Source organism: Enterobacter cloacae complex sp. IR5418, assembly GCF_049238105.1.
GTDB lineage: Bacteria > Pseudomonadota > Gammaproteobacteria > Enterobacterales > Enterobacteriaceae > Enterobacter > Enterobacter hormaechei.
In genome coordinates this window covers 1-12,973 of sequence record NZ_JBMKHS010000014.1, presented here as the reverse complement: position 1 = coordinate 12,973, position 12,973 = coordinate 1, and the positions used below count along the sequence as shown (strand labels likewise).

General features: G+C 57.1%; 7 protein-coding genes. 1 reads left to right on the top strand and 6 read right to left on the bottom strand.

The annotated features are described in order from the left end of the window. Positions 1–127 precede the first annotated feature (127 nt). Positions 128–1,759 (bottom strand): Na/Pi cotransporter family protein, encoded by a 1,632-nt coding sequence (locus tag ACOTX7_RS12670; protein WP_047354152.1) that lies wholly within the window; start codon positions 1,757–1,759, stop codon positions 128–130. A gap of 217 nt (positions 1,760–1,976) precedes the next feature. Beyond that, positions 1,977–5,660 carry a methionine synthase gene (gene metH / locus ACOTX7_RS12665; RefSeq protein WP_221256775.1) on the bottom strand — a complete coding sequence of 1,228 codons (3,684 nt, stop codon included), beginning with the start codon at positions 5,658–5,660 and terminating at the stop codon, positions 1,977–1,979. A gap of 193 nt (positions 5,661–5,853) precedes the next feature. Here metH and iclR point away from each other — a divergent pair, with 193 nt between their 5' ends. Next, positions 5,854–6,681 carry a glyoxylate bypass operon transcriptional repressor IclR gene (iclR, locus tag ACOTX7_RS12660; RefSeq protein WP_000258962.1) on the top strand — a complete coding sequence of 276 codons (828 nt, stop codon included), beginning with the start codon at positions 5,854–5,856 and terminating at the stop codon, positions 6,679–6,681. A gap of 22 nt (positions 6,682–6,703) precedes the next feature. On the opposite strand, the gene aceK is transcribed toward iclR, so the two are convergent. The 4 genes from aceK to metA all read right to left on the bottom strand — a co-directional run bounded on the left by aceK (position 6,704) and on the right by metA (position 12,711). Continuing rightward, positions 6,704–8,455, bottom strand: coding sequence for a bifunctional isocitrate dehydrogenase kinase/phosphatase (gene aceK, locus ACOTX7_RS12655; RefSeq protein WP_221256774.1), 1,752 nt, complete (start codon positions 8,453–8,455; stop codon positions 6,704–6,706). 118 nt (positions 8,456–8,573) lie between these two features. Continuing rightward, complete coding sequence (aceA, locus tag ACOTX7_RS12650) at positions 8,574–9,878, bottom strand: isocitrate lyase (RefSeq protein ID WP_047354155.1); 1,305 nt, start codon at positions 9,876–9,878, stop codon at positions 8,574–8,576. 31 nt (positions 9,879–9,909) lie between these two features. Further along, positions 9,910–11,511 (bottom strand): malate synthase A, encoded by a 1,602-nt coding sequence (gene aceB / locus ACOTX7_RS12645; RefSeq protein ID WP_047354156.1) that lies wholly within the window; start codon positions 11,509–11,511, stop codon positions 9,910–9,912. 270 nt (positions 11,512–11,781) lie between these two features. Then, positions 11,782–12,711 carry a homoserine O-acetyltransferase MetA gene (gene metA, locus ACOTX7_RS12640; RefSeq protein WP_006810513.1) on the bottom strand — a complete coding sequence of 310 codons (930 nt, stop codon included), beginning with the start codon at positions 12,709–12,711 and terminating at the stop codon, positions 11,782–11,784. Positions 12,712–12,973: the final 262 nt, after the last annotated feature.

Sequence of the window (12,973 nt, the reverse complement as noted above, 5' to 3'; positions counted from 1 at the left end):
AAAATTTTATACATTCATAAGCGTAAAAATGGCGGCGCAGGTTTATTAGCCCCCACGCCGCCACGTTACGTTTTTACCAGGATTTAGTCATGCCAGATGGAACGATACTGCGAGGTGCTTTCCGGAATTAATACTCATCTCGCTCGTCGTCTTCATCCGGCTGTTCCATTACGCTATAGGCCACCGCACAGAACAACGAGTTGAGACGCTTCATATCCCCCAGCAGCCCCAGATGCAGGGAGCTGGTCTCGATACTCTGCACGTTCTGCTGGTGCAGACGTTCAACGTGGGCGTGCGAGTAACGGCGATTAAGGATGCGGAAACGGTGTTTATTGCGGCGCAGGCGGCGCGCGCTCGGCACGTCGCTGGAGAAGAAGACCGACATCGCCAGCTTCAGGTTGCTGACCAGCTGTTCATGCAGCGCTTCCAGCTCCTTCAGCCCTTCAACAGAAAACGCCCGACGTGCGGCCAGGGATTTGTCCGCGATTTCGCTGCCCATACGCTCGACGATATCCGAAGCCTGTTCAAGGTTGAGGGACATCTCAATAATTTCCGCCCAGCGACGGGACTCTTCTTCCGCCAGTTCGTCCTGCGGGATACGCGCCAGATAGAGCTTGATGGCGGTATACAGCACGTTGATATCGTCCGCCAGCCTGCGCAGTTCTTTCTCTTCGCGCGGCTCGCCGTGCATCACCTTTTGCAGCCCTTCCAGCATGGTTTCCATCGCATCGCCCATGCGCAGCGTTTCGCGGGCGGCATTTGCGATGGCCAGTGCGGGCGTGTCCAGCACCGCGGTGTCCAGATGCTTCGGTTTGAGGCGTGCGTCCAGTTCCGGCTCATCACGAATAAGCCGCTCGCAGAAGCGGGCCATCGGCGCGGCAAAGGGTACCATCGCCAGACAGCGCACGAGGTTGTAGAAGACGTGGAAGTAGATCACCAGCTCCGCTTTCGGCAGCGGGAGGTTGTCCATCAGGTTCGCCAGCGGATGGACAAACGGCAGAATAATCAGGCTACCCACCAGCTTAAACAGCAGGCTCCCGAGCGCCACGCGGCGGGCGGCGGCATTGGCCGCGCTGTTATTGAGCATCGCCAGCAGGCCAGAGCCAAGGTTGGCACCAATGACCAGACACAGCGCCACCGGGAAGGAGATTACCCCTGCGGCGGTTAAGGTCGCCGTCAGCAGGACTGCGGCCAGGCTGGAGTAGCTGACGATGGCAAACACCGCGCCAATCAGCGCATCCAGCATAATATCGCCGGTCAGCGAGGCGAAAATCACCTGCACACCGTTGGCCTGGGTGATTGGCGTGACCGCCTGCACAATCAGCTCCAGCGCCAGCAGGATCAGCCCGAGTCCAATGCCGACGCGACCAAGCTGCCCGGCACGGCTTTGCTTACGGCCGAGGAAGAAAATGACGCCGATAAAAATCAGCAGCGGCGACAGCCAGGAGAGATCGAACGTCAGGATACGCGCCATCAGCGCGGTACCGACGTCGGCGCCAAGGACAATCACCAGCGCCGGGGCGAGCGCCACCAGATCCTGCGCCACGAACGAGGTGACGAGCATAGTGGTGGCATTACTGCTTTGCACCAGCGCCGTCACGCCAATGCCCGCGCAGAAGGCGAGCGGCTTCTTCTCAACGCTGCCGCTGAGCACGGTACGTAAACGTGCGCCAAACACACGCATCACGCCGGTACGAACGATATGGGTGCCCCATACCAGCAGTGCGACTGCGGAGAGCAGGTGTAACAACGTCAACACGGTAGGTTTTCCTCCTTATCGTTATCTGTTTTCCTGAGGCTTGTTGCGCGTTGTCTTGCCGGATGGCGGCTACGCCTTATCCGGCCTACGCGTAGGCCCGGTCAGCGCAGCGCCACCGGGCAATGTGGTAAGAACCTTCTTCCAGTATAAGGGTTTAAATGTAAGAAAGAGACAGGGCACCGTTGAGGTGCCCTGTTTGTTGTAAGGAAAGGTGACGTTAGTCTGCGTCGTAGCCTAAATTCGGCGCCAGCCAGCGTTCTACCTCTGACACGCTCATGCCTTTACGCAGGGCGTAATCCTCAATCTGATCGCGCTGAAGCTGTGCCACGGCGAAGTACTTGCTGTCCGGGTGGCTGAAATACCAGCCGGAAACGGACGCGCCCGGCCACATGGCGAACGACTCGGTAAGTTTCATCCCCGTATGCGCTTCGACGTCGAGCAGTTTCCAGATGGTACCCTTCTCGGTGTGTTCCGGGCAGGCCGGATACCCCGGCGCCGGACGAATGCCCTGGTAATTTTCGCGGATCAGCTCCTCGTTGCTGAGGTTCTCATTCGCCGCATAGCCCCAGTGCACCTTGCGCACGCGCTCGTGGAGGTACTCGGCGAACGCTTCCGCCAGGCGATCGGCAATCGCTTTCACCATGATTTTGTTGTAATCATCGTGCTGCGCGTCGAACGCATCCGCCAGCGCGTCTTCTTCCAGACCGCCGGTTACGGCAAACGCGCCGATATAGTCGGCTTTACCGCTCAGCTTCGGCGCGACGAAATCCGCCAGGCAATAGTTGGCAAAGCCCACTTTCTCGGTTTGCTGGCGCAGGTGATGGCTCACGGCCAGCACGTGGGTGCGGGTTTCATCGCGGTAGATTTCCACGTCGTCGCCCACGCGGTTCGCCGGAAACAGCCCCACCACCCCGCGCGGGTTGAGGGCTTTTTCTGCGCTAAGTCTGTCGAGCATGTCGTTGGCATCTTTAAACAGACGCTTCGCCTCTTCGCCCACCACCTCATCTTCAAGAATGCGCGGATATTTGCCCGCCAGCGACCAGGTCATGAAGAACGGCGTCCAGTCGATGTAGTTTCGCAGCGTTTCGATGCTGGCCGTCACGTCCTGCACGCCCAGACGGTGCGCGACCGGCGGCGTATAGCTGGACCAGTCGAACGCCAGATCGTTATCGCGCGCTGCCTGAAGTGAAACCGGCGGGGTACGCGGTTTCTTGCGACCATGCTGAATGCGGACGGTTTCGTACTCTTTGCGGGTGCGCGCCACAAAATCATCGCGCTGGGTGTCCGACAGCAGCGCGGAGACCACGCCCACGGTGCGCGAGGCGTTCTGCACATACACCGTCGGGCCGCTGTAGTTCTGCTCGATCTTCACTGCCGTGTGCGCTTTCGAGGTGGTCGCCCCGCCAATCAGCAGCGGAATGGTGAAGCCCTGACGCTCCATCTCTTTTGCTACGTTGACCATTTCGTCCAGCGACGGCGTGATCAACCCGGAAAGACCAATCAGATCCGCATTCACTTCGCGCGCGGTCTTGAGGATTTTGTCCGCCGGGACCATCACGCCCAGGTCGATAATTTCATAGTTATTGCATTGCAACACCACCCCGACGATATTCTTGCCGATGTCGTGCACGTCGCCCTTCACGGTGGCGATAACCATCCTGCCGTTGCTGGAGCCTTTCTCTTTGCTGGCCTCGATAAACGGCTCCAGATAAGCGACGGCCTGCTTCATCACGCGGGCAGATTTCACCACCTGCGGCAGGAACATTTTGCCCTCGCCGAACAGATCGCCGACCACGTTCATGCCGTCCATCAGCGGCCCTTCGATCACTTCAATCGGACGGGCGGCCTGCTGACGCGCCTCCTCAGTATCCTGTTCAATGAACTCGGTAATGCCTTTCACCAGCGAATATTCCAGACGCTTTTTCACGTCCCAGGCGCGCCATTCGGCCTGTTGAACGTTGGCTGATTCGTCAGATTTACTGCCGCGGTATTTTTCCGCCAGATCCAGCATGCGCTCGGTGGCATCGTCACGACGATTGAGGATGACGTCTTCTACGGCGTCGCGCAGCTCGGCAGGCAGATCGTCGTAAATCGCCAGCTGGCCGGCGTTGACGATCCCCATATCCATCCCGTTGCGAATGGCGTAGTAGAGGAACACGGCGTGGATCGCCTCACGCACCGGGTCGTTGCCGCGGAACGAGAACGACACGTTCGACACGCCGCCGGAGATCAGCGCGTGCGGCAGCTCGCGTTTAATGTCTTCACACGCGCCGATAAAGTCCTGGGCGTAGTTGTTGTGCTCTTCAATCCCGGTCGCGACGGCGAAGATGTTCGGGTCGAAGATAATGTCTTCCGGCGGGAAGCCCACCTCTTCGGTCAAAATTTTGTACGCGCGGCGGCATATCTCGATTTTGCGCTCGCGGGTATCGGCCTGGCCCACCTCGTCGAAGGCCATGACCACCACGGCGGCACCGTAGTGTCGCACCCTCTTCGCGTGGTGGATAAAGGTATCGACGCCCTCTTTCATCGAGATGGAGTTAACGATACCTTTACCCTGAATGCACTTCAGCCCTTTTTCGATGACTTCCCATTTGGAAGAGTCAATCATGATCGGCACGCGGGCGATGTCCGGCTCACCGGCGATCAGGTTGAGGAAACGCACCATCGCCGCTTCGGCGTCGAGCATCCCCTCGTCCATATTGATATCGATGATCTGCGCCCCGCTTTCCACCTGCTGGCGAGCGACGTCCAGCGCTTCGCTGTACTTCTCTTCTTTGATCAGGCGCTTGAACTTCGCGGAACCGGTAACGTTTGTACGTTCACCCACGTTCACAAACAGGCTATCGTCGCCAATGGTTAACGGCTCCAGGCCGGACAGACGGCAGGCTACCGGAAGCTCGGGCAGCTTGCGCGGCGGCAGCCCGGCAACGGCGCGGCTCATGGCGGCGATATGCTCAGGCGTGGTGCCGCAGCAGCCGCCGACGATGTTGAGGAAGCCAGACTCGGCCCACTCGCGGATTTGCGCCGCCATGGTGTCGGCATCCAGATCGTACTCGCCGAACGCGTTCGGCAGACCGGCGTTCGGGTGGGCGGTGACGTAGCACTCTGCAATGCGCGAAAGCTCCTGCACGTACTGGCGCAGTTCGTCTGGCCCCAGCGCGCAGTTCAGGCCGAAGGAGAGCGCTTCGGCGTGGCGCAGGGAGTTGTAAAACGCTTCGGTTGTCTGCCCGGACAGGGTGCGGCCTGAGGCGTCGGTGATGGTGCCGGAAATCATGATCGGCAGGTCAACGCCCAGCGCCTCGAACTCCTCTTTCACCGCGTATATCGCGGCTTTGGCGTTGAGGGTGTCGAATACGGTTTCAATCAGGATCAGGTCAGAGCCGCCTTCCACCAGCGCTTTGGTCGATTCACGGTAGGCCGCAACCAGCTGGTCAAAGGTGATATTGCGAAACGCCGGATCGTTGACGTCCGGTGAAATCGACGCGGTGCGGTTGGTTGGGCCAAGCACCCCGGCAACGTAGCGCGGCTTGTCCGGCGTGCGGGCCGTCCATTCGTCGGCGCAGGCGCGGGCGAGTCTGGCCGCTTCAAAGTTGATCTCCGCCGACAGGGATTCCATCTGGTAATCCGCCATGGCGATGGTTGTCGAGTTGAAGGTATTGGTTTCAACGATATCCGCGCCCGCTTCAAAGTAGGCGTTGTGGATATCCCTGATGACGGACGGTTTGCTCAACACCAGCAGGTCATTGTTTCCTTTCAGGTCACAAGGCCAGTCGGCAAAGCGCTCGCCGCGGAAATCGTCTTCACTCAGACGATAGCCCTGGATCATGGTGCCCATGCCGCCGTCCAGCACCAGAATTCGTTCATTTAACTGCGCACGCAGTTGCTCTACTTTGCTGCTCACACTTGCTCCCGACAACGCTCAACAAGGCCAAAAGGCTGCGTTCCATACTGGCACAATCTTGCAGGGTGGAAAAGTCACACGGCGGTAACATGAGACATGTTCACCATCACTCCTCCGATCAGTCAGGAAAGCGGTTGCAAAACCACCAAATAAAACGAAAATGATTTCCACGATACAGAAAAAGGAGTTCGTCATGGTTACGACCGTTCCCGCTAAACGCGGCAGAAAACCTGCTGCCAACCCTGCCGCACAGCCCGGTGGACAGGTTCAATCCCTGACGCGCGGCCTGAAGCTGCTGGAATGGATAGCCGAATCGCATGGCAGCGTGGCCCTGACGGAGCTGGCGCAACAGGCGGGACTGCCGAACTCCACTACGCACCGTCTGCTGACTACCATGCAGCAGCTGGGTTTTGTGCGTCAGGTGGGCGAGCTTGGGCACTGGGCGGTGGGCGCACATGCGTTTATTGTCGGCAGCAGTTTCCTGCAAAGCCGCAACCTGCTGGCGATTGTGCACCCGATTCTGCGCAAGCTGATGGAAGAGTCCGGCGAGACGGTAAACCTGGCCGTGCTGGACCAGAGCGACCACCAGGCGATTATCATCGACCAGGTACAGTGTACGCAGCTGATGCGTATGTCCGCGCCGATTGGCGGCAAGCTGCCAATGCATGCCTCTGGCGCAGGGAAAGCGTTTCTCTCACAGCTTAGCGAAGAGCAGGTGACGGGTCTGCTGCACCGTAAAGGACTGCACGCCTACACCCACGCCACGCTGGTGTCCCCGGTGCATCTGAAAGAAGATCTGGCTCTGACCCGCAAGCGCGGCTATTCGTTTGATGACGAAGAACATGCCCTCGGGCTGCGCTGTCTCGCGTCCTGTATTTTCGACGAACACCGCGAGCCGTTTGCCGCCATCTCCATCTCCGGGCCGATTTCACGCATGACCGACGACCGCGTGACCGAACTGGGCGCGCTGGTGATTAAGGCCGCGAAAGAGGTGACGCTGGCGTATGGTGGGATTCGTTAATATTAAGTGCGGTCTGATGCCCTCACCCCGGCCCTCTCCCACAGGGAGAGGGAGAAAACCTTATGCAAAACCGCTGTTTACGGCGGTAAGCGTAGACATCTTCCACGTGCCCATTTTTGATCCGCGTTTGCAGTCCGCGCCAGTAGCTGGCGCGGAACAGATCGGCATGCATCTCTTCAAATAACGGGCCGATGCGCGGGTCGGCGCACAGCCAGTGGCGAAACTCCTCCGGAAACACGTCCCCCGGCGAGACGCTGTACCACGGCTCGCTGGACAGTTCATCTTCCGGGTAACGGGGCGGCGGAATATCGCGGAAGTTCACCTCGGTCATGTAGCAAATTTCATCGTAATCGTAGAACACCACCCGACCATGCCGGGTGACGCCAAAGTTTTTAAACAGCATATCGCCGGGGAAAATATTGGCGGCGGCAAGCTGGCGAATCGCGTTGCCGTACTCTTCTATGGCATCCCGCAGCGCCTGACCTTCGGACTGCTCCAGCCAGATATTTAGCGGCACCATGCGACGTTCAATATAAAGATGGCTAATCACGATTTTATCGCCAAGATCGGTGATTTTCGCGGAGGCTTCCTGCATCAATAGCGCCATGAGCGCCGGGTCGATCTGCTGTTTATCCAGCACAAAGTTTTCAAACTCCTGGGTATCCGCCATCCGCCCAACGCGGTCATGCTCTTTGACCAGTTGATAGCAGGCGCGGACGTGCGCGGCGCTCATCTCTTTCTGCGGGGCGAATTTATCCTTAATCACCTTAAATACCCGGTCGAAGCCCGGCAGCGTGAAGACCAGCATCACCATACCGCGAATGCCGGGCGCCTCGATAAACTGCTCATCGGCCGTGGTGACATAGCGCAGGTATTCCCGGTAGCTTTCCGTTTTGGCGTGCTTCTGGCAGCCAATCGCCATATACAGCTCGGCGGTGGTTTTGCCTGGGAGGATCTCGCGCAGCCACTCCACCAGGGCGGCAGGCAGCGGGGCGTACACCATAAAATAGGAGCGGGCGAAGCCAAACACGATGCTGGCCTCGGCGCTGGTGGTCAGGCAGGTATCGACAAACAGTTCCCCGTCGTCGGTACGGTGGATCGGTAACAGAAACGGGACGATGGTCGACGGCGTTACCAGTTTGCCTGCCAGCCAGGCGGCTTTGTTGCGATAGAAAAGCTCGTTGGCAACCTGCAAATGGCTTTGACTGAGTACCTCAGCACCGAAGGCTTCATTCAAATGCGCATGGATATAGCCGATATCCCGCGCTTTATTCTCCCACGGCAGGCGCAGCGGTAAATCCGTTAAGACGCGGTGCAGGAGCTTTTCCCAGCCGCGATCGGGAAAGAAATCTTTCGCCAGCGGACGCGGAATGGTACGGAAGCGGCGTTCCGGCTGGGAGCTGAAGATAAATAACCGCTCAGGAGATAATGAGCGGTGGTCAAATAACCGGCAATAGACGGAGTTGAAAAAGCTCTCCGCAATCTCGAAGCGCGGGTAGTCGGGTAACAAATGGGTGTAATGCTCTTTCACGCGCAGTAAAAATTCCGCATCCGGGCTTTTACCCTCGGTAATACAGCGCAGTTGCTCCACCACCAGACCAACGTGGTGGTCATAGAGATGGATACGCTGCTTCATGGCCTGCTGAACAGCATGCCAGTCAGCGTGCTCAAAACGCTGTTGCGCGCCGGAGGTGACTTCCAGAAAGCGGCCATACTGGGCATCAAAGCCCTGCAAAATAGTCTGTGCAATCAGCAATTCCAGGCCACGCGACATAGTTTCACCTTACCCCTCACCCCGGCCCTCTCCCCGGAGGGGAGAGGGAGAAATACAAACCAGTGCCTAACCGTCCCCTCTCCCCTCTGGGGAGAGGGTTAGGGTGAGGGGAAAAACATCAGAACTGTGCTTCTTCGGTTGAGCCTGTTAAGGCAGTGACGGAAGAGGTCCCGCCCTGAATAATCGTAGTCACGTTATCAAAGTAACCGGTTCCCACCTCCTGCTGGTGAGACACGAAGGTATAACCCTCTTTGCCCGCCGCAAATTCTGGCTGCTGCACCTTCTCAACGTAGTGCTTCATGCCTTCGCCCTGCGCGTAAGCGTGTGCCAGATCGAACATGTTGAACCACATGCTGTGAATACCCGCCAGGGTGATGAACTGGTACTTGTAACCCATATCTGAAAGCTGCTGCTGGAAGCTGGCGATGGTGGTATCGTCCAGATTCTTTTGCCAGTTGAAGGACGGCGAACAGTTATAGGCCAGCAGCTTGCCCGGATATTTCGCATGAATCGCATCGGCAAAGCGCTTCGCCAGCGCCAGATCCGGCGTGGAGGTTTCACACCAGACCAGGTCCGCGTAGGGGGCATACGCCAGGCCACGGCTGATCGCCTGTTCAATACCAGCATGCGTGCGATAGAACCCTTCGCTGGTGCGCTCGCCGGTGATGAATTCACTGTCGTACGGGTCGCAGTCAGAGGTGATCAGGTCCGCCGCGTCCGCATCGGTACGGGCAATCACCAGCGTCGGCACGCCGAGCACGTCTGCGGCCAGACGCGCGGCAACCAGCTTCTGAATCGCCTCCTGGGTCGGCACCAGCACCTTGCCGCCCATATGTCCGCACTTCTTCACCGACGCCAGCTGATCTTCGAAGTGAACGGCCGCTGCACCGGCTTCAATCATCGATTTCATCAGCTCGAAGGCGTTCAGCACGCCGCCGAAACCGGCTTCCGCATCCGCGACGATCGGCAGGAAATAGTCGATAAATCGCGGATCGTGAGGCTCGATACCCGCCGCCCACTGGATCTGATCCGCACGGCGGAAGGTGTTGTTGATCCGATCCACCACTGACGGCACCGAGTTCGCCGGATACAGCGATTGATCCGGATACATGCTGGAGGCCAGGTTTGCATCCGCCGCGACCTGCCAACCGGAAAGATAGATAGCTTCAATACCGGCCTTCGCCTGCTGCAATGCCTGACCGCCGGTCAGTGCGCCGAGGCTGTTGATATAGCCTTTTTTGGCGCCGCCGTGCAGCAGCTTCCACATTTTCGCCGCGCCGTTCTGTGCCAGCGTGCATTCCGGGTTGACCGAGCCGCGTAATTTCACCACTTCCTCTGCGCTGTACGGACGACGAATGCCTTCCCAGCGCGGTTGAGTCCACTCTTTCTGTAATTCTTCGATTTGTTGGGTACGGGTTTTCATGTGCAGATGCTCCATATTGTTATGTGGTGGATTACGCCAGGAAGCGGTAGCCCGGCAGGGTCAGGAAGTCGATTAAGTCATCTGAGGTGGTGATTTGCTCCATCAGGCGTGCGGCGTCGTCAAAACGCCCGCTGCTAAAGCGGTGCTCGCCCAGTTCGTCCTGGATAACCCGCATCTCTTCGGCCAGCATCTGGCGGAACAGGGCTTTGGTTACCGGTTTGCCGTTGCTGAGCGTTTTTTGATGATGGATCCACTGCCAGATGGAGGTACGAGAGATTTCCGCCGTCGCAGCATCTTCCATCAGGCCGTAGATCGGCACGCAGCCGTTGCCGGAGATCCACGCTTCGATGTACTGCACGGCGACGCGGATGTTGGCGCGCATCCCCTCTTCCGTCCGCTCTCCCGCACACGGCGCCAGCAGTTGTTCTTCTGCGATTGGCGCATCCTCTTCACGGGTGACAAACAGCTGGTTTTTGTTGTCGCCGAGGACGCGGTTAAAGACTTCCATCGCCGTATCGGCAAGACCAGGGTGTGCAATCCACGTGCCGTCGTGACCGTTGCGGGCTTCCAGCTCTTTATCGGCTTTCACCTTGTTGAGCACCTGGTTGTTGCGCTCGACGTCTTTGCTCGGGATAAAGGCCGCCATGCCGCCCATCGCGAACGCGCCACGCTTGTGGCAGGTTTTAATCAGCAGACGCGAGTAGGCACTCAGGAAAGGCTTATCCATGGTGACAACCTGACGATCCGGCAGTACACGATCGGCATGGTTTTTCAGCGTTTTAATGTAGCTGAAGATGTAATCCCAGCGGCCGCAGTTCAGGCCGACAATGTGGTCGCGCAGCGCATGCAGGATCTCGTGCATCTGGAATACGGCAGGCAGGGTTTCAATCAGCAGCGTAGCTTTAATGGTGCCGCGCGGCAGGCTGAAGCGGTCTTCAGCATAGCTGAAGACTTCACTCCACCACGCCGCTTCCTGCCAGGACTGGGTTTTCGGCAGGTAGAAATAGGGACCGCTGCCTTTCGCCAGCAGGTTTTTATGGTTGTGGAAGAAGTACAGCGCAAAGTCGAACAGGCTGCCCGGAATGGCTTCCCCGCGCCAGGTAACGTGTTTTTCAGGCAAATGCAGACCGCGTACGCGACAGATCAGCACCGCCGGATTCGGCTTAAGCTGGTAAATTTTACCGGCTTCATTGGTATAGCTAATGGTGCCGTTGACGGCGTCGCGCAGGTTGATCTGCCCGTCGATAACTTTCCGCCAGTCCGGCGCGAGAGAATCTTCGAAGTCCGCCATAAACACTTTGACGTTAGCGTTCATGGCGTTGATCACCATTTTGCGCTCTACCGGGCCGGTGATCTCTACACGACGATCCTGCAAATCGTCAGGTATTCCGCGGATTTTCCATTCACCGTGGCGAATGGAAGCAGTTTCCGAAATAAACCCTGGCAACTTGCCGTTATCGATCTCCTGCTGTTGATGAATGCGTGCCGCCAGCAGCTTATTACGTTGTGGCGTAAAGCGGGTCACCAGTTCAGTCAGAAACTCTACCGCTTCGGCCGTTAAAACGTGCTGTTCTTGCTCACCATTCGGCTGGGTAAAGGTCAGTTCATCGACCGTTGTTGCCTGTTGAGTCATCGTTCTGCTCCTCATCAAAGATCCAAAATCACGCCCCCGATGCGAACGAAAGATCGTTGTGTAGTTTTCGCTCAGCAGAATTAAGACTATCTATAATTTTTCCAAAATCAAAAACAATTTCCATTTTAATTTATTTTGATGCACAACAGATTGATTAGTATGGAATTAAAGTTTTATCGGATGTTGAGTGGGATTTCGGAAATAAAAAAAGCACCCGAAGGTGCCTGATTTGAATAGCTGAAACGCTTTAGGATCGTTTAATGCAGACGATTACTCCAGCGTCGGATTCATGTGGCGAAGATCGTACGGCGTAATCTGGTAGACGTAATAGTTGAGCCAGTTGGTGAACAGCAAATTTCCGTGGCTACGCCAGGTTGCCCGAGGCGTGTTTTGTGGATCGTTTTTCGGGAAATAGTTGTACGGGACATCCGGATTCAGACCCGCTTCAACATCACGAAAATACTCTGACGCGAGGGTATGCGGATCGTACTCAGGATGGCCGGTAACGAACGCGATGCGTTTGTCTTTGCTGGCGAACAGGTAGGCATCGCCGTCTTCCGTTTCGGCCAGGATTTCCAGGTCGGTGTAATCGCGGATCAGCTGAGCCGGAAAATCGGCGTAGCGAGAATGCGGGGCCAGGAAGGTGTCATCGAAACCACGCGTCAGCAACGCATGTGGGTGAAGTATGTGGTGTTCATATACACCGGAAAGTTTGTCACTGCGGGTTTGCTTGGGAATGCCATAGAGGATGTTCAGTGCGGCCTGTACCGCCCAACAGACAAACAAGGTGGACGTAACGTGATCTTTTGCCCACTCCAGCACCTGCTTGATCTGCGGCCAGTAGGCTACGTCATTAAATTCCACCAGACCCAGCGGTGCACCAGTGACGATCAGTCCATCGAAGTTCTCATCGCGAATGTCGTCAAAGTTACAGTAGAAGTTATTCAGATGCTCAGCAGGCGTGTTGCGTGACTCACGCGCGTCAATGCGCAGCAGCTGAATATCAACCTGAAGCGGAGAGTTCGAAAGCAAACGCAGGAACTGGTTCTCCGTTTCGATCTTCTTTGGCATCAGGTTAAGGATCAGCACCTTCAGCGGGCGAATTTCCTGACCAGAAGCACGTGAAGTTGTCATTACGAAGACATTCTCTTCACGCAAGAAATTGACGGCTGGTAGCTCGTCCTGCACCCGAATCGGCATAACCTTAAATCCTCACAGCATACGTATAAACGTTTAGACATCCAGACAGCTAACGATACCCAGAAACAGGCTTAATGTCGAGTCTGCAAGCAGAAGGTGAGAAAGTTTCAAGGAGGGGATGGTGCGGTTTGATGCCCTCACCCCGTCCCTCTCCCACAGGGAGAGGGAGAAAACAAAAGCAAAAAACCCCGCACCTTTCGGTACGGGGTTTCTTTAATTGATGCCTGGCAGTTCCCTACTCTCACATGGGGAGACCCCACAC

What these genes read in the sequence shown, in the direction of transcription:
- aceA (WP_047354155.1), bottom strand. Translation starts at nt 9,878, where the DNA reads ATGAAAACCCGTACCCAACAAATCGAAGAATTACAGAAAGAGTGGACT.
- aceB (WP_047354156.1), bottom strand. Translation starts at nt 11,511, where the DNA reads ATGACTCAACAGGCAACAACGGTCGATGAACTGACCTTTACCCAGCCG.
- iclR (WP_000258962.1), top strand. Translation starts at nt 5,854, where the DNA reads ATGGTTACGACCGTTCCCGCTAAACGCGGCAGAAAACCTGCTGCCAAC.
- aceK (WP_221256774.1), bottom strand. Translation starts at nt 8,455, where the DNA reads ATGTCGCGTGGCCTGGAATTGCTGATTGCACAGACTATTTTGCAGGGC.
- metA (WP_006810513.1), bottom strand. Translation starts at nt 12,711, where the DNA reads ATGCCGATTCGGGTGCAGGACGAGCTACCAGCCGTCAATTTCTTGCGT.